General features: G+C 52.0%; 18 protein-coding genes. 9 read left to right on the top strand and 9 right to left on the bottom strand.

The annotated features are described in order from the left end of the window. Together BEN30_RS09395 and BEN30_RS09390 are read right to left on the bottom strand one after the other, a co-directional pair. Complete coding sequence (locus BEN30_RS09395; RefSeq protein ID WP_069958091.1) at nt 1-915, bottom strand: sulfite exporter TauE/SafE family protein; 915 nt, start codon at nt 913-915, stop codon at nt 1-3. 217 nt (nt 916-1,132) lie between these two features. Beyond that, nucleotides 1,133-1,450 (bottom strand): ArsR/SmtB family transcription factor, encoded by a 318-nt coding sequence (locus tag BEN30_RS09390; RefSeq protein ID WP_245649030.1) that lies wholly within the window; start codon nt 1,448-1,450, stop codon nt 1,133-1,135. Between the two features lie 283 nt (nt 1,451-1,733). Between BEN30_RS09390 and BEN30_RS09385 the strand changes: the two genes are divergently transcribed. From BEN30_RS09385 to BEN30_RS09375, 3 genes are all read left to right on the top strand, one after another. After that, nucleotides 1,734-2,180, top strand: a complete 447-nt coding sequence (locus BEN30_RS09385) for a DsrE family protein (RefSeq protein WP_069958089.1) — start codon at nt 1,734-1,736, stop codon at nt 2,178-2,180. A gap of 178 nt (nt 2,181-2,358) precedes the next feature. Then, nucleotides 2,359-2,937 (top strand): thioredoxin family protein, encoded by a 579-nt coding sequence (locus BEN30_RS09380; RefSeq protein ID WP_170827010.1) that lies wholly within the window; start codon nt 2,359-2,361, stop codon nt 2,935-2,937. A gap of 45 nt (nt 2,938-2,982) precedes the next feature. Beyond that, a complete protein-coding gene (locus tag BEN30_RS09375; protein WP_069958087.1) occupies nt 2,983-3,810 on the top strand; it encodes a dienelactone hydrolase family protein in 828 nt (275 codons plus the stop codon). Nucleotides 3,811-3,883: 73 nt separating this feature from the next. On the opposite strand, the gene BEN30_RS09370 is transcribed toward BEN30_RS09375, so the two are convergent. From BEN30_RS09370 to BEN30_RS09340, 7 genes are all read right to left on the bottom strand, one after another. Continuing rightward, nucleotides 3,884-4,618 carry a cytochrome c biogenesis CcdA family protein gene (locus BEN30_RS09370; protein WP_069958086.1) on the bottom strand — a complete coding sequence of 245 codons (735 nt, stop codon included), beginning with the start codon at nt 4,616-4,618 and terminating at the stop codon, nt 3,884-3,886. A gap of 45 nt (nt 4,619-4,663) precedes the next feature. Next, the gene (soxB, locus tag BEN30_RS09365) at nt 4,664-6,352 is read right to left on the bottom strand and encodes a thiosulfohydrolase SoxB (RefSeq protein ID WP_069958085.1); all 1,689 of its coding nucleotides are present in this window, start codon (nt 6,350-6,352) and stop codon (nt 4,664-4,666) included. 118 nt (nt 6,353-6,470) lie between these two features. Continuing rightward, the gene (soxA, locus tag BEN30_RS09360; protein WP_069958084.1) at nt 6,471-7,307 is read right to left on the bottom strand and encodes a sulfur oxidation c-type cytochrome SoxA; all 837 of its coding nucleotides are present in this window, start codon (nt 7,305-7,307) and stop codon (nt 6,471-6,473) included. Nucleotides 7,308-7,333: 26 nt separating this feature from the next. Further along, nucleotides 7,334-7,657: a thiosulfate oxidation carrier complex protein SoxZ gene (gene soxZ, locus BEN30_RS09355; protein WP_069958083.1), complete on the bottom strand. Its 324-nt coding sequence runs from the start codon at nt 7,655-7,657 to the stop codon at nt 7,334-7,336. A gap of 53 nt (nt 7,658-7,710) precedes the next feature. Continuing rightward, nucleotides 7,711-8,181 (bottom strand): thiosulfate oxidation carrier protein SoxY, encoded by a 471-nt coding sequence (soxY, locus tag BEN30_RS09350; RefSeq protein WP_069958082.1) that lies wholly within the window; start codon nt 8,179-8,181, stop codon nt 7,711-7,713. 45 nt (nt 8,182-8,226) lie between these two features. Beyond that, nucleotides 8,227-8,679, bottom strand: a complete 453-nt coding sequence (soxX, locus tag BEN30_RS09345; protein WP_069958081.1) for a sulfur oxidation c-type cytochrome SoxX — start codon at nt 8,677-8,679, stop codon at nt 8,227-8,229. 411 nt (nt 8,680-9,090) lie between these two features. After that, entirely contained in the window at nt 9,091-10,212 is a 1,122-nt protein-coding gene (locus BEN30_RS09340) for a YeeE/YedE family protein (protein WP_069958080.1), read from the bottom strand. A gap of 517 nt (nt 10,213-10,729) precedes the next feature. Between BEN30_RS09340 and dsrE2 the strand changes: the two genes are divergently transcribed. The 6 genes from dsrE2 (at nt 10,730) to BEN30_RS09310 (ending at nt 16,376) form a co-directional block, all read left to right on the top strand. Then, the gene (dsrE2, locus tag BEN30_RS09335; RefSeq protein ID WP_069958079.1) at nt 10,730-11,227 is read left to right on the top strand and encodes a sulfur carrier protein DsrE2; all 498 of its coding nucleotides are present in this window, start codon (nt 10,730-10,732) and stop codon (nt 11,225-11,227) included. A gap of 148 nt (nt 11,228-11,375) precedes the next feature. Then, a complete protein-coding gene (locus BEN30_RS09330) occupies nt 11,376-11,963 on the top strand; it encodes a Tll0287-like domain-containing protein (RefSeq protein ID WP_069958078.1) in 588 nt (195 codons plus the stop codon). Between the two features lie 33 nt (nt 11,964-11,996). After that, nucleotides 11,997-12,320: a ribbon-helix-helix domain-containing protein gene (locus BEN30_RS09325; RefSeq protein ID WP_211563342.1), complete on the top strand. Its 324-nt coding sequence runs from the start codon at nt 11,997-11,999 to the stop codon at nt 12,318-12,320. Between the two features lie 96 nt (nt 12,321-12,416). Further along, on the top strand, nt 12,417-12,641 hold the full coding sequence (locus BEN30_RS09320; RefSeq protein WP_069958077.1) for a sulfurtransferase TusA family protein: 225 nt from the start codon (nt 12,417-12,419) through the stop codon (nt 12,639-12,641). Between the two features lie 109 nt (nt 12,642-12,750). Next, a complete protein-coding gene (locus BEN30_RS09315; protein WP_139134945.1) occupies nt 12,751-13,179 on the top strand; it encodes a thioredoxin domain-containing protein in 429 nt (142 codons plus the stop codon). 263 nt (nt 13,180-13,442) lie between these two features. Further along, nucleotides 13,443-16,376, top strand: coding sequence for an EAL domain-containing protein (locus BEN30_RS09310; protein ID WP_069958076.1), 2,934 nt, complete (start codon nt 13,443-13,445; stop codon nt 16,374-16,376).

Below are 16,376 nucleotides of genomic sequence, written 5' to 3'. Positions count from 1 at the left end.
TTAATGGCCTCCCGTGGTGCCGAGGGCATAGAGATCAACGGGCGTTAACGTCAGGTCCAAAGCGATTTTGACGCACACACCCAAAACCATCAAGGCCAGCAGCCCGCGCAATTGCTCGCCTTTCAGCTTGGCCCCAGCCCGTGCCCCAAATTGCGCCCCAATCACGCCCCCGATGAGCAACAGCAGGGCCAACACAACGTCAACGGCGTAGTTGTTGACCGCTTGCAGCACGGTGACGTTGGCGGTCACAAAAATGATCTGAAACAGCGACGTCCCCACCACCACGGCGGTGGGCATGCCCAGCAAATAGATCATTGCCGGAACCATAACAAAGCCACCACCGACACCCATGATGGCGGACAAGATGCCGACGACGACGCCAACACCGATGGGCAATATGGCGGAAATGTAAAGCTTAGAGCGGCGAAAGCGGACTTTAAACGGCAGCGCATGCAAAAAATTGTGGCCCTTGTGTTTGGGCGGTGCCGCTTTTTTGGCGCGGCGCATGGCATTGAGACTTTCAATAAACATCAACGAACCAATGATCCCTAAGAAAATCACGTATGACAATTTAATGACCAGATCAATTTGGCCAAGGGTCTTTAGGAACGTGAACAGCCACACCCCAAATGTCGACCCGATCACACCGCCGATCAGCAGCATAATCCCCATTTTCACATCGACGTTTCCACGTTTGAAATGCGCCAACACGCCGGAAATGGAGGAGGCGACAATCTGGTTGGCTTCCGTGCCGACCGCAACGGCGGGCGGGATGCCAATGAAAATCAGCAGCGGCGTCATCAGAAAACCACCACCGACGCCAAACAGACCGGATAAAAAACCGATCCCGCCACCCATACCAAGAATAAGGAAAATGTTAACCGAGACCTCGGCAATGGGCAGGTAAATTTGCATCTTTACGCCTCAGCACGCCAAAAAAGTTTCGCATGAAGCCGGAAAAGAGCGTCTTCAGCGGGCTTCATCTTGCCAACTGCAAAGAGTGAAATCCACCGGGGGAAAACGGCGTGGTTTCGCGACTTAGATCAGTCCCAAGACTGACGGTCGAACCCCAAAGGGGCAACGAACCATCTGATAATACATCAAAAAACACAGAAGGTGGAGGCTCTTTTTATCACGCGCAACTGGATTGTCCGGTGTTGAACAGGCGATACAAGACCTCGATGATCGCGCGCGGCTTATCGCCATCAATGGAATAAAAAATATTCTGCGATTCCCGTCGGGTCTGAACCAAACCGTGATCGCGCAGCACCGCTAAATGCTGCGATAATGCGGATTGGCTCAATTTGGTAGCCGAATCCAACTCACCTGCCGTTTTTTCACCGTGCAGAAGCTGGCAGAGGATCATCAGACGCGTTTGATTGCTCATCGCTTTCAGCAACTCACTCGCAGCTTGTGCGTTGCCTTCCATGTCTTCAAGTTTTAGTTCCACGTTCCGAGTATCCTTGCTGTAGATAATTCTTAATTAGATACGGCTTATATTGAGAAAAAGTCAAGGTTCCTTTAGCGTTATTTCAACTAAGAAATCATGTGGATCTTAACTTGACGCGTTTAGGGCGATCTCGGAACGTGCGCCCGACATCAACGAAGAGACGCATGCAGGGAAACCCTCCTTTGTCGTCCCAAAATTTCTCCAACTTTGAATTGAAACCTATTTAGATAAAAGGCGTTACACGGTAAACTGAGGCAAATCCACAGGGGGGGAGGAAACGCAGATGAAAAAGCTTTTAGGGATTTTGTGTTTTGCCCTGTTGGGGCACTTGGCGCTTTCAACGCCCGCACATGCAATGATGGCGGAACCCGCACCCGATTTTGACAACCCGCGCCTGATCGTTGTTTCCCTGAATGAAAAAGACGAAACGCGTGTCAATGCGGTGCTCAACAATGTCATGAACATTCACAAGGCTTATGGAGCGGACCACGTTAAATTGGCTATCGTAGCTTATGGCCCCGGAATTTGGTCCGTACTGGCAGACTCGCCCGTGCGCGCCCGGATTGAAAGCATGTTGCTGTATGACATTGAATTTATTGCCTGCGGCAACACCTTGGACTCCATCCACAAAACCCGTGAAGACATTATCAACGGGGTCGGCTGGACCCAAACCGGCTTGGTCGAAATCATCGAACGCCGATTGTCCGGCTGGGTCGATATCAAACCCTAAAAGCTTGAAATAACGCTTCCCAATGCCGACATACTGGGGGACGCCAAACTCTGCGGAGATGCAAATAATGTATTTTTACAACAAACCGTTACGATACTTTCTTATTGTAATACTTACACTTGTCATTGGGGCTGTATCTAGCCTCGGTGCCCCCGCAGCCATCGCGAAAGAAAACCTTTTGCCCGCTGGTGATATCGGTGAGGACGGTCTGCATATGCAGCCGTGGTTGCACCACGGTTTTCTCAACTTAAGCGAAGACCTGAGCGAAGCACATGCCCAGGGCAAACGCTTGATGATCATCTGGGAGCAGCGCGGCTGTCCGTACTGCAAACGCCTTCACGATGTTAACTTGCGCCTCCCGCGCGTGGTCGACACCATCAAGAACGATTTTATGGTGGTGCAGCTGAACTTGTGGGGGGACCGTGAAGTCACCGATTTCGACGGCGAAGTGCTGAAGGAAAAAGACCTCGCCAACAAATGGCGGGTGATGTTCACACCGACGCTACAATTTTTCCCTTCCACGCTGAAAGAGATGAACGGACAGGCGGGCGGCGAAGGGGAAGTCGTGCGCATTCCTGGTTATTTCAAGCCGTTTCACTTTTACTTTCTGCTCCGTTATGCCGCCACCAAAGGCTATGAAGCTGAGCCCAGCTTTCAGCGCTGGCTGAGTGGCGTGGGCAACAAGCTCGATGCTCTTGGCGTGGAATATGATTTGTATGCTGACGAACTGCCCGAGAATTTACCGCCGGACCTGTAAACAGTCCGCTCAATACATAACCGTTCAATTTAAGGGGAAACTTCCATGTGTGATGAACTCGGCTGTGGCACAGTGCCATCAGACAAACCGTTACCCGAAGTGAGTGATGAAGTTCGTCGTAACTTTATCAAAGGCTTAGCCGTTTTGCCGTTGGCAACCGTGCTGGCCTATCCGGATTTGGCGCGCGCTTCGGGCAACAATATGACGACCCCCATTTCCATCAAAACTCCCAGCGGCAGGACGGCCATGGGCGTGATCGCCATGCCTGCCGTCACCCCCGCACCGACGGTGCTGTTAATCCATGAATGGTGGGGGTTGAACGACCAAATCAAATCGGTCGCTGCCGAACTTGCCAAACTTGGCTATATCGCCTTGGCCGTAGATATGTACGGCGGCAAAACGGCGAGCGATGGGCCAGGTGCAAAAGCCTTGATGAACGGCGTCACCGAACAAGGCGGCACCGAAGACCTGGTGGCGTTGATCGACTATCTCAAACACTCAGACAAGAGCACCGGAAAGGTCGGTACGATTGGATGGTGCTTTGGCGGCGGTTGGTCGCTCAATGCCTCCATCGCCACGCCCGTAGACGCCACCGTCATCTATTACGGACGCTGCAACAAATCGCCGGAACAACTGGCCTCCCTCAACAGCCCGGTTTTGGGGCATTTCGGCACCTTGGACACCAACATCAACGCCGAAATGGTCAACGGCTTTGAAGCGGCCATGGCCAAGGCGGGCAAGACCGATTTGCAGGTTAACTGGTACGAAGCCAACCATGCCTTCGCCAACCCAACGGGGGCGCGCTATGACGAAGCCGATGCTAACTTGGCGTGGGAACGCACCTTGGCGTTTTTTAAGACGCACTTGATGTAACGCATCAATTTAGACACAAAAAAACGGCGTTTCCAAAATCGGAAACGCCGCTTTTTTGTGAGATCAAAAGACCTTAGCCAACTTCACCAAAGCTGGGGAAGGTCTCGAGCAGCCAGTTGGACGCTTCGGATAACGAACCGGTGAAGATCGCAATGCCCGTCACCACCAACAACGTGCCGATCATGATTTCAACGGTGCGCATGTGGCGGCGAAACTTGCCCAAAAACAGCATAAACGGTTTCACCGCAAACGCTGCCAGCAAGAACGGCAGACCGATGCCCAAGGCATAAACCGCCAGCAAAGAAGTGCCGTACATGACGTCGTCGCCACTGGCCGCCACCATCAAAATGGTTGCCAAAATCGGGCCGACGCAAGGCGTCCAACCGAACGCAAAAGCGAGGCCGATGACGTAGGACCCCACCAATCCGGCGGGCTTGTTTTCCAAATGAAAGCGCTTTTCAAAGTTCAAGAAGCCGATCTTGAACAGGCCCATGTAATGCAAGCCGAAAATCACAATGATCACGCCCGCAATTTTGGACAGAATACCGATGTTGTCGGCAATCATGGCGCTGACTTGGGTGGCCGTGGCGCCCAGCATGATAAACACTGAGGCAAAGCCCAACACGAATGCCAGGGCGGAAACGAACACTTGGCGTTGCACTTTTTTGTCAACGCCGCCCTCTGCTGTCAATTCATCAAGCGAGGCGCCGCCCAAAAAGCACAAATACGCCGGGATAAGGGGCAAGACGCAAGGCGAGGCAAAGCTCAGTACGCCAGCGCCGAATGATCCCCAGTAGGTGATATCCATAAAAATTCCCCTCTAAATGCCAAAATGGCAAAAGGTGAGGGGGCCTTAAGCCCCCACAACCTTAATATTGGTGTTGGGTTGAACGTCGATGACTTTCTTTTTGCGGATGTGGTCCGCCAACAAGTCATAAATGGGCGGGCCTTCGGTGCCCTCGTTGACCGAAGCCCAGCCGCCAACCGTGTATTTTTTGCTGGCATCGATGGCTTCCCCGGTCGACAGCAAGGTCATCTCGGAAATGCGTGAACCGATCGATTTTTGGATATCGATGCGATAGCCCATGCCGCCGACGCGCACCATGTCGCCACCTTGCTGATAGTAGGGATCGGGGTTGAACAGGTTGTCCGCCACGTCTTCCAAAATCAACTTGATGGTCTCGCCGGTCATTTCACTACGATACACATTGGGATAGGTGATCGCGGTCTGGGTGTAGATATCATCCATGGTGATGTCTTGACCCGGAATCAGAGAAGCCCCCCAGCGGAAGCCCGGTGACAAGGAAATCTGCGTTTCGCGCTCTTCAATGATGGCGTTGCAGATCAAATCGTCAAAGGTGCCGTTGAAGTTGCCACGGCGATACAACAGGCTTTCGGTGGTCCCCAGCTTTTCGCCAATGATCTTTTGATGGGGGGCGCGAATGGCGTCGACCACCGCCTGAATTTCCGCGTCCGGCTTGATCACGTCGGAGAAAATCGGCATCAGTTTGTAGTTGTAGTTCTTGACCTTGCCGTTTTGCACATCCAGGTCCAAACGACCCAGGAATTTGCCGTGTGATCCGGTGGCGACCAACAACGTGTTGCCCACTTCAATGATTCCCGGAATGGCGTCGTGGGTGTGGCCGGTCAAGATCACGTCGATGCCATTCACACGTGACGCCAACTTGCGGTCCACGTCAAAGCCGTTGTGCGACGCCAGAACCACCAGTTCGGCACCTTCGGCACGGGCTTTGTCGACGCTGGCCTGAACCATTTCGTCACGAATACCAAACGACCAGTCAGGGATCATATAGCGGGGATTGGCCACCGGAGTGTAAGGGAAGGCCTGGCCGATGACGGCAACTTTGACGCCGCCACGCTCAAAGTGAGCGGTCGAATCGAAGACCTTTTCCTGCCATTGGTTGTCGATGACATTGCCGGCCAAGAACGGGAAGTTGAGTTTGGAAATCAGTTCCTGCACCCGTTCCGCGCCGTAGGTGAATTCCCAGTGCGGCACCATCACGTCAACGCCCAAGGCGTTCATGGCGTCCACCATGTCTTCGCCACGGGTCGCCAGTGAGGTGTAAGAGCCCTGCCAGGTGTCGCCGCAATCGATCAGCAAGGTGTTGGGTTCGCGTTGGGCGCGAATGGCCTTGATCAACGTCGCCATGTGCGCCAAGCCACCAATGCGGCCGTATTCGCCCGCTAAGTGGCTGAAGTCAACGCTTGAAAACGCATAGGCATCGGCGGTGCCAGCCATCAGATCAAATTTTTTGAGGAATTCTTTTCCGGTCAAATGCGGCGGCAAACCGTAAACTTCGCCAACGCCCAGATTTACCGACGGCTCACGGAAATAGAGCGGCATCAGTTGGGCGTGGATATCGGTAAAATTGAGTAACGTGACTTGGCCAACGCTGTTAAATTTCAATAAATCGTCTTGTGTAATAGCTTGATTGCTGGCGGCGCGCGCAATGTTGACGCCTGTTCCCAGCAACGCCGCAGTCGCGGCGGTCACCTGCAAAAAATCACGACGGGTGAGCATGATGTGAAGTCTCCGTTATTCTTGGTCTTATATTTTAGGGGAATTTTTAAATACGTCTGGATATTTGAACGGAAAAGGGGCGGCAATCCAGTTGGATGCCGCCCCTGTTCGTCAACCGTTACTTACGAACGGACGGCCCTTCCATAGGCAGGCCGCGACCGCGCCAAGCCAAGTAGGTTTCCAGGTTCAGATATTCGTCTGACCCGTAACCATACGGCTCCGCACGGATGTTACCGTTACAACCACGGAAACGACGATGCAGGGACCCGAGTTTGCTCCACTTCAAGCGGTAAGTCGGGAAACCGTTAGACTGGCCCTGAGACAGGACTTCCGCACGGATCAATTCACCCTGATGGTCTTCGTGGCAATGTTTGCACGACATGTTCAGCTGACCACGACGCTCATAGTAGAACGCTTCACCCGCTTTCCATGCTGCATTCAGCTCGTCAGACGGATTGTCTGCCGTGCTCATCATCGGAATGCCGCGCGACTGCAAGGCAATCAAACCGGTCATGCCCAGCATGGCGTCTGATTCGTATTTGTACTCTTTTGCTTTTTGGTACTTGGTACGGCATTTGTTAATGCGCAGTTCAACGTTGATCGGCTTTTTGGTGTCCGCGTCATAAACGGGATAACGCGCCGAAACGCCCTTCATCGGAAGCCCCTTAGAGCCACCTTTGGGGTCGTCCACAGCACCGTGGCAATCTGCGCACGACATGTTGGCTTCACCGTCTTTTTTGTTATAAAGCGCAGCGGCGGAATCCACCATCGGCATGCCGGGGTTCGCAAAATCATCGTCCTGCATGGCGCGTGTTTCTGCTGTTGCCGTTTTGTAGCCAGACCAGAGTTCGCTACCGTTCGGGTTCGGTGCCTGATAGGCATCCATTTGGCAAGCCGCAAGTGTGATGCCGGTACCGAGCACGGCGATCGTAGTGATAATTGTCTTGAAATTCATGACGTAAGCCCTCCCTTAGTCTTGATTTAAGACACACTCATGTCTTGCGACACTTTTGTGACTTCGCCATTATCGTCGGTCCACGTGAAATCATACGTACCGCTTTCTTTCGCCGTAATGGAAAAAGCGATGTATGGGTTTGCGGACACGGACGGATGCATGGTCGCACCAAAAAGTTCTTCGCCTTTAAAGGAGCAGGAGAACTTGTTGAGGATCAGACGGGGGATCTTATTGCCCTTTTTGTCTTTGCGATTTCCGGTTTCCATGTCGTGAGATGCCAGAGTTTTAATCTGGACGATTTCGCCAGCTTTTGCCGATTTCGGCAGCTTAACGCGAGGTTTGTTAGCCATGTTTATAGCACTCCTAATATATCTTCGTGACCAAAGGGAAGGGGACGGGGCGATTAGCCGCCGCAGCCGCCGATGGTGACTTTTACTTCCTTTTTGTTGGTCAAAACCGAACCGTCGTTCATGACCGCTGCAACCAACACATTTTGCGTTTTGCTGAGGCGAATACGGGTATTCACATCGGCCGTGCCGGTCGGGGTCAAATTGAACGTAATGGTTTCGGGGCTGGGATTGCCTTCAGCAAACACGTGGATCTGCTTGACATAGCTTGCCGCCGTCATGGGGCTATCAACGGTGATGCCCACGGGAACAGTTGCGCCATTTTCTGCAATTTCAGGCAAAGAAATGGTGATTTTGTCTGATGTCGCAGCGGCGGCGCCACCGGACAGTTTAGCAAGTGCCTCAGCGGCGGCTTCAGGTGAAGCATGGGCTGTCGAAGCGAAACCCAAAGCGACGAAACCTGCGCCAGCGGCTTTAAGCGCTGTGCGACGGTCCATACGGACCAATTGCGAGTTGGTATTGCTCATAATTTCCTCATATTCCTTAAATTGAGTAACAGTCTCTCACCGGGACTACATCAGTGTTTTCAGGTATGCAATCACGTCTTCAACTTCTTGTGCACCGAGGATTGTTTTACCTTCAAATTTTTTCGTGACGCGATGTTGGCCGGTGGTGAAAAAACTCGGCATCATCGTGTCTTCGTTGAGCACTTTCGGATCAACGACACGCATGCGAAGCGTGGCTTCGTCATAACGTTTTGCTACGCCGTGCAAATCAGGGCCGACATGGCCGTGAAACTGCTGTTCCGGAATCGGCATCACATGGCACGCCAAACAGTTGCCTTTTTTGCGATCAATGGCGACCTTTCTGCCGTTGGCGGCATCACCCGGTTTTCCGGTGAGCGACGCAGGAATTGTGTCGTTTACGATCGTAAACTTCGGCATATCCGCAGCCTGCGCATTGACAGCAAAAGCGCCAACAAATGCAAGACCGATTGCAGCCGTCATGAATTTAGTGTGTTTCATTATCCCTCCCATAAACGAGCCGATTAAGACAGAATTCCCACTCGCTCCCTCGAACACAGGGGGAATCCATAAGTGCCAATAGCTACGTCTCGGATAAAACAAGCCCAAATACGAAATGTATGAGGAGCCAATTGTTTAAAACCTCCCAAACGTGCAATGTCTCTATCGTACAGCGTAGAAATGTTTTAATCGCACATTTGTATCGAAAACTTGTGGATTAAGTTATATTAACCCACAAACATGCTGTGTATTAGCATCCAGTTACATTAGATATCTTTTCTCGACGTGGCAAGCTTTCTGTCAGGGAAATTTATAATGAGTATAAAAAAATGAGGTGGATATTACATCCACCTCATTTTCAATAGTGTTATATGCGCGACACTTAGCCGCGAAATTATGCACAATTGTGATTTAAGAGCTGCGCGTTAGCATGGCTTTCAGACCACCCAATACGGAATCCTCTTCCAGGGCTTTCAAGCCCCAAACAGCGCCGAGAATAATCGATATAAGAGCAATCAGCGAGCCCAGCGCCAACGTCGACATGCCGGTCAAGCCTTGACCAATGGTGCAGCCCAGGGCCAGAACACCGCCGATTCCCATCATAATGGCCCCAACAAGGTGACTTTTCATGTCATCGGCGCCGCTGAACGCTTCGATATGGAACGATTTGGTGGCAACAGCCATCAAGAATGATCCCGCGATAACACCGCCGACGGTGGCAATCCCAAAGTTGATCGAGGCCCCGGTAAAGGTCATTAAATACTGGATTGATTCGGCTGACGGCGCGACAAAGGTGAACGAAAATAAGGGGGTAGGGGCGAAGTCATCCGCGCCCAACACACCCGTGATGTACCAACCCACAGGAATCAACAGACCAATAATCACGCCGCCGATGATGTCTGACGAAGAACCGCGAAATTCTTCGCTTTTGAAGCAATAAGCCAAAATGGCGAATGCAAACACCGCCGTCACCCCCAAACGCAAACTTTCCGTTTCCATCCCGACGAGCGCAGCCGCGATTTCAACCATCGACTGACTTTCCAAACCAAATACACTTAAATCAGTGTTGAACGTTTCCAATTCCAAACGCACGAGACCAAACAGACCGCGCAAGGTCATGTAAGCGACCACGCCCATGACCAAAAACACCACCAGGGACTTTAGGTTCCCAGCACCGAGTCGGACCAGCGTTTTGTTGCCGCAGCCCCCCGCACGGGTCATGCCGAAACCAAACAACAAGCCCCCGATAATGGCGCCGGGCCACCCCAAGGAAGAGGTCAAATAAATGGCACCGCCATCAGCCGGTGTAAGGGTCAGGTCAATCAGCTCCATCATATGCAAGGCTTGGGTGCCCAAAATCGCAACGGCAATCGCCAACATCCAGGCCCGAAACCGTGAGGTGTCGCCCATCAAAACCATGTCGGAAACGCCGCCCATGGTGCAAAAATTGGTTTTGTTCGCCGTTGCTCCAAACACTATGCCTGCAGCGAATCCCGCCGTTGCGACCAGCGTGGCCACACTCATCTCTTCCATCTTAACTCTCCCGGTATTTTAAAGCCATTATCGCGTTTTATGGCGGTTAAATCCGCCTTTATGCGCTGAAGTTGATCCCACATTTCGCATTTTTTTTGTGCGACGGATATAGAGCATTTCGCGGCGCTTGTATATTAGGTTTGTCTAAAAGCTGGAGGCGTGTATATTAGTCATGACTTAAGTGTTTATCGCGCCGAAGATGTCTGTCTTTTGGGTGCGTATTAAATGCAAATGTCGCGCGGGACCTGCTCAGTTTTTTACGTAAAATACTGGGGGAAAATCCGGCGCGATGAAAAAACGCAAAGTGGGCACCGAATACTACCAAGCCCTTTCCGTTGACGTTTAGATTGTGCGTATATAAGCAAAATCTAAAATCAAAGCGCGGCCAACAAGCGCAGGTCAATATCGATAGGCGAAGCCAAGGCTGTGCACCACACAGCAAACACAACACGCCAAGGACGACCTTACAGGGACTGCGAAGCAGGGTAGGTCGGGACGGCGCAATTGGGAGACGAACATGAGTGACGGCAGCAATAACAAAAAGATGAGCATCATTGTAACGAAGGGCACGCTCGATTGGGCTTATCCTCCGTTCATTCTGGCTTCCACGGCTGCGAGCCTGGACATTGACGTGACGTTGTTCTTTACGTTTTACGGTCTTCAACTTTTGAAGAAAGACTTGAGCCACCTGCAGATTTCCACCCTGGGCAACCCGGCGATGGAAATGCCGATGATGGGCATGCACATGACCATGCCGAACATCATTTCGGCTATTCCCGGTGTTGACGCCATGGCGTCTTCCATGATGCGCAACATGATCAAGAAAAAGGGTATTGCTTCTATTCCCGAACTGCGTGACATCTGCGTTGAAAGCGACGTGAAAATCGTCGGCTGTAACATGACGCTGGATCTGTTCGAGTGGACCCCCGATATGATGATCCCGGAAATGGAACTGGGCGGCGCGGCGACCTACATGGCCGAAGCCCTGGAATCTGACATCAATTTGTATATCTAAGTTCACTGCAGGACGCCCGGATGGTGACTGGCGTAACAGCGCTGTGTACACATCTGGGCGGCGCACTGCACACGCATAAAGGGGCCGTGTTGAGGCCTACATTTTGTGTAGATTGTGTAGATATCGTGATCAAGCAATGGGGATAGCAATGAAATCCAAATTCCAAAGCAGGGCTGTTAAAGCGGCTTTCGGCGCCGTTTTTGCGCTGGCATTCACCTTCCCGGTAACCGCTATGGATACAGCCGCGCTGAAAACTGAAGCTGTCGGTGTTGTTAAAGCGTTCGGCGGACCGTTGAAAATGGCGTTACAAGACGGCATGAAAAATGGCGGACCGATCCATGCCATTGGCGTGTGTAACGAAAAGGCACCAGCGATCGCGGCTGCGGCAATGGCCAGCACCGGTTGGGATGTTGCGCGCACCAGCTTAAAACTCCGCAACCCCAGCAATGAAGCGGATGCGTGGGAGCGCGATGTTCTCAACCAGTTTGAGGCGCGCAAAGCCGCAGGTGAAAGCCCTGATGACATTGCTTTTGGTGAAGTGGTTGAGGTGAACGGCGTAAAGCAATACCGCTTCATGAAAGCCATCGGCACCGCTGAGGTTTGTTTAAGCTGTCATGGTGACAAATTGAACCCCGACGTCGCAGCAAAGCTGGATGGGCTGTACCCCACAGACCAAGCACGAGGCTTTTCCATCGGCGACATTCGAGGCGCATTTACACTCAAAAAGGACCTCTGAGTGCTTTGTAAATGGCGAAATGGAGCGTTTGACGTGATTGCAAACCTTGGGAATGAACGTGAACATGAACAAGATGAAGGAACGCCGTTAAATCAGTTGTTCGGTTTGTGTAGTACGGGCAACCAAGATACGGAGTTTTTGCCGGAACGCCGCTCTTTGCGAATTCATGGACATTCAACCACAATCCGTTTGGAGCGTGCTTTTTGGAATGTTCTTGAAGAATTGGCAGCTTCGGAAGATTTGTCCGTCGCCATGGTCGTCACCAAGATTTACGACCACTGCCAATTTGCAAACCAAAAAAATCTTGCTTCGTGCTTGCGGGTCGTATGCCTCAAGTTTATCAATATTGGCCTTTAAGGGGCACGAGGACTTCAATCTGACAAAGCCCATTGTTTTATCCACTTAGGATTTTCGTATTTAACCAAAAACCCTCAGACAAGAGAGAGATTAAGAATGGCTACCCAAACTCTTGATACCAAAGGCATGAACTGCCCTCTGCCGATCCTGAAAACCAAAAAAGCGATGAAAGACCTCGCCACCGGCGAAACCCTTGAGGTTTTGTCGACCGATCCGGGTTCCGTGAAAGATATGGAAGCGTTTTGCAAATCCACCGGCAACAAGTTGCTGAGCAGCAACGACAACGGCGGTGTGTTCACCTACGAAATCGAAAAAGGCTAAGCTCTTTTTTGATCAAAATGCTTCCGCGATGTTCTGATATCGCTGTGTTTTGAAAACGAAAGATCCCAAGGCCGTTGGCGCTAAGTCGCCCATGTGCCAAGTTGCCGGCGTGCTTTGGGATCAGTTTTCCTTTATCGTGTTGAGATGCAAGCCGATGCCGAAAACACTCTTCGCCTTGATCACGTCAGCGCTGGTTGTCGTGGCTACGATTGCCTTTACCGCACAGAGCCGTGCGGCAGAATTGATTTATTTCGGCTCAAGTGCGTGTTTGGTTTGCGAAAGATGGGACGAAGAGGTTGGCGAAATCTACCCCAAGACGGAAGAATCGCAAATTTTACCTCTGCGCCATGAAGATGTTCACGACGAAAGAGCTGCTGACTTAGCTTTTATCAAAGGCGTCGTCTACACCCCCACTTTTGTCGCCGTTGAAGACGGTAAAGAAATGGGACGCATTGTCGGCTACATGGGTGACTTCTTCTTTTGGGAACAAGTTGGGTCCTTAATCAAAAAACTCAAGGCTGTTCCGCCGAAGGGATAAGCGCCCTGGAACCGCTGATTCCCCCTCTAAATAGACTCGTTTTGAGCGCGTCTGAATGCCTAGTCCTCTTGTCTTAGACGGCCTAGAATTAATGCTCTGCTCTTAAGTCGAACCACTCCCGTATCTTTGCTTGCAATTGAGCTTATGCAGGGAAAGAATGATGCTGAAATTGTTGAAGATTTACGATGAGCTAAGGCGGAGGCGGTACAGGTTTAAGATGACACCAAATTTGATCAACCAAACCGACAAAGCAAACCACGGGCATGACAGTTAAAACCAAAAAACAAGCTTCGTCGGATGAGGGGAAGGCTGGTCAAAGGCATGCTCCTGCTGGGTGGGCGCGCAGTTTATTTGACTGTCTGCAAAATGACTTGGCCGTGTTCCTTCGCGACGGCCGCATTGTCGACATTAATGAAAACGGTCTCACGATGCTGGGAATGGATCAGGCCGATCAGGTGCTGGGGTCCTTTTTTGCCGAATACATTTTTCCCGACCATCTTCCCAAAGCTGCCGAAGCGTTGTCGGCCAGAACGTCACCCGGTACGGAAATCGTCGTGCAAATGGTGCCCTCTGACTCCAGCGAGCCGTTTGACGTCGCCATAAGTTCATTAAAAATTGGCCCTGACGGCATCGCCATTCGGGCACGCCGTGTACGCACGGTTGCCCAAAAGCAGCAAGGCGACCTGATCGGCAGCAATCTCTATCAGTACCTGTTTGAAAGTTCGCAGGCGATGATCTGCGTGCTGGATCGTGACGGTTACATTTTGCTGTCAAACGAAGCCGCTTGGCGGATTTTAGGCTACACCAGCGCGGTGGGCCTTTCCGGTCGTCCGTTCCTCCATATTGTCCACCCCGACTATCACAACGTGATCGAAATGGGACTGGATGTGTTTGCCGATGAAAAAGAACCTTTTCCGCTCAAGTTTTTGGCAGCCAATGCTGATATTATCGACGCCGATGTCAAATTCTCGCCCATCGGTGATGGCCAATATATGCTTGAAGCGCGCGATATCACCGAACGCACCCGCACGGCTGAAATTTTGCAAGAACGTGAACAGCGTCTGCGCGGAATTTTGAACACCGTTGCCGACGCCATCATCACCATCAATATTCGTGGTGAAGTGGTCGCTTTTAACAAGGCTGCGGAACACATTTTTGGCTATGAAGCCCGCGAAGTGGTGGGCCACAACATCTCCATGCTGATCCCGGCCCCCCACGGGGCTCAGCACGATCAATATTTGGCGAATTACGCTGCCACGGGAAAGAAAAAGATCATTGGCGTCACCGGACGCGAAGAACAAGGTATGCGCAAAAACGGCGACATTTTTCCATTGGAACTGGCCGTCACAGAGCTCACCCATGGCACAAAACGCTTTTTCACCGGGGTGGTGCGCGACATCACCGAGAATAAGCAAGCCCAAGAACAAATTCGCCGCGCTCATGACGAATTGGAAATGCGGGTCGAGGAACGCACCCGTGAACTGACCCAGGAAATCGTTGAGCGTCACCGCGCTGAAGATAAGTTGCGCTTGGCCGGAGAAGTCATTGAAGCTTTGGTCGAAGGCGTGGTGATCATTGATCCCGACTTTAAAATCAGTTCGGTCAATCCAGCCTACACATCCATTTCGGGTTTCGACGTCGAAGAAGTCATCGGCAAGTTCCCCATCAATCACACCGCACTCAGCCACACCGGGGCGATGTTTGATGAAATGTGGGCGGGGCTTGAGGCTGAGGGACGATGGGAAGGGGAATTTTGGAATCTGCGCAAAAATGGCGAGGAGTACGCCGAACGCCTGTCGGTGACTGCCATCACCAATCCCAACGGCGAAGTCATGCAATTCGCGGCGATCATTTCCGACATCACCAAGCGCAAGCAAGATGAAGAGCGCATCCTCTACCAGGCCAATTATGACAGCCTGACGGGCCTGCCCAATCGTTCTCTGTTCTTGGATCGTCTCACCCAGGCCATCAACAATATGGAGCGCACGTCCAGCAACCTGGGCTTGTTGTTCATCGATTTGGACGGTTTTAAGCTGGTCAACGATACTCTGGGTCACAACATCGGTGATTTGCTGTTGAAGGAAGCCGCCAAGCGTTTGGGTATATGCGTGCGCACCGGGGATACGGTCGCGCGTTTGGGCGGCGATGAATTCACCATCATCATGCCCAACTTGGACGACCCCAAAAATGCGCCGTTGTTGGCGCAACGAGTCTTGGACACTCTTGGCCGGGCGTTCTTGCTGGGTGGCCACGAAGCCTTTATTTCCGGCTCCATCGGCATCACCATTTACCCCGATGATGCGTTGGATGCCCTTGAACTTTTGAAAAACGCCGATGCGGCGATGTACCGGGCCAAGGAAGAGGGCAAAGCCAACTATCAATTCTTCACCGCTGACATGAACGAGCAGGTGAAAGAACGCCTGATCGTCAAAAACGGGCTCTCCAAAGCCTTGGAACATGACGAGTTTTTGCTTTTGTATCAGCCCAAACTGGATCTCAAAACCAACCGGGTGACCGGTGCTGAGGCGCTGATGCGCTGGGAAAGCCCGACCATGGGAACGGTCAGCCCGGTGAAGTTCATCCCCATTTTGGAAGAAACCGGCATGGTGGTCGAGGTCGGCGAATGGGCCCTGCACACCGCGTGTCGTCAACATGCGCAATGGATCAAAGAAGGCTTGCCGCCCATCAAGGTGGCGGTCAACCTGTCGGCGCGTCAGTTGCGCGAAACGTCGTTCGTGGGGATCGTCAAATCGGCGCTAAAAAGCGCCAACCTGCCACCCAGTGCGCTGGAAATTGAAATCACCGAAAGCATGTTAATGAGCGACGCGCAGGTCATCGTCGCGGCCCTGGAAGACTTGCATGATTTTGGTGTGCACATTTCCATGGACGACTTTGGCACCGGATACTCGTCGCTGAGCTATCTCAAACGGTTTCCCATCGACACCATCAAAATCGACCGTTCGTTCGTCAATGATATCAGCGTCGACCAAGACGACGCCGAGATCATCCACACCATCATCAATATGGGCCATACCCTCAATCGCAAAATCATCGCCGAGGGTGTCGAAACCGAAGAGCAGCTTGATATTCTCAAGGCTTATCGGTGTGATGAAATTCAAGGATATTTCTTTTCTCGACCGTTGTCGGCAAGCGATTTCACGACCTTTATTCTGGGCTTGCCCGGTCACGGTCTTTAG

The sequence above is a fragment of the Magnetovibrio blakemorei genome (genome assembly GCF_001746755.1).
Taxonomy (GTDB): Bacteria; Pseudomonadota; Alphaproteobacteria; order Rhodospirillales; family Magnetovibrionaceae; genus Magnetovibrio; species Magnetovibrio blakemorei.
The sequence above is the reverse complement of the archived record's forward strand: the minus strand, read 5'-3'. Positions and strand labels throughout refer to the sequence as shown.

Excerpts from the sequence above, each read along its gene's own strand:
- BEN30_RS09395 (WP_069958091.1), bottom strand. The coding sequence starts at position 915 with ATGCAAATTTACCTGCCCATTGCCGAGGTCTCGGTTAACATTTTCCTT.
- BEN30_RS09385 (WP_069958089.1), top strand. The coding sequence starts at position 1,734 with ATGAAAAAGCTTTTAGGGATTTTGTGTTTTGCCCTGTTGGGGCACTTG.
- BEN30_RS09375 (WP_069958087.1), top strand. The coding sequence starts at position 2,983 with ATGTGTGATGAACTCGGCTGTGGCACAGTGCCATCAGACAAACCGTTA.
- BEN30_RS09370 (WP_069958086.1), bottom strand. The coding sequence starts at position 4,618 with ATGGATATCACCTACTGGGGATCATTCGGCGCTGGCGTACTGAGCTTT.
- soxB (WP_069958085.1), bottom strand. The coding sequence starts at position 6,352 with ATGCTCACCCGTCGTGATTTTTTGCAGGTGACCGCCGCGACTGCGGCG.
- soxA (WP_069958084.1), bottom strand. The coding sequence starts at position 7,307 with ATGAATTTCAAGACAATTATCACTACGATCGCCGTGCTCGGTACCGGC.
- soxZ (WP_069958083.1), bottom strand. The coding sequence starts at position 7,657 with ATGGCTAACAAACCTCGCGTTAAGCTGCCGAAATCGGCAAAAGCTGGC.
- soxY (WP_069958082.1), bottom strand. The coding sequence starts at position 8,181 with ATGAGCAATACCAACTCGCAATTGGTCCGTATGGACCGTCGCACAGCG.
- soxX (WP_069958081.1), bottom strand. The coding sequence starts at position 8,679 with ATGAAACACACTAAATTCATGACGGCTGCAATCGGTCTTGCATTTGTT.
- BEN30_RS09340 (WP_069958080.1), bottom strand. The coding sequence starts at position 10,212 with ATGGAAGAGATGAGTGTGGCCACGCTGGTCGCAACGGCGGGATTCGCT.
- dsrE2 (WP_069958079.1), top strand. The coding sequence starts at position 10,730 with ATGAGTGACGGCAGCAATAACAAAAAGATGAGCATCATTGTAACGAAG.
- BEN30_RS09330 (WP_069958078.1), top strand. The coding sequence starts at position 11,376 with ATGAAATCCAAATTCCAAAGCAGGGCTGTTAAAGCGGCTTTCGGCGCC.
- BEN30_RS09320 (WP_069958077.1), top strand. The coding sequence starts at position 12,417 with ATGGCTACCCAAACTCTTGATACCAAAGGCATGAACTGCCCTCTGCCG.
- BEN30_RS09310 (WP_069958076.1), top strand. The coding sequence starts at position 13,443 with ATGACAGTTAAAACCAAAAAACAAGCTTCGTCGGATGAGGGGAAGGCT.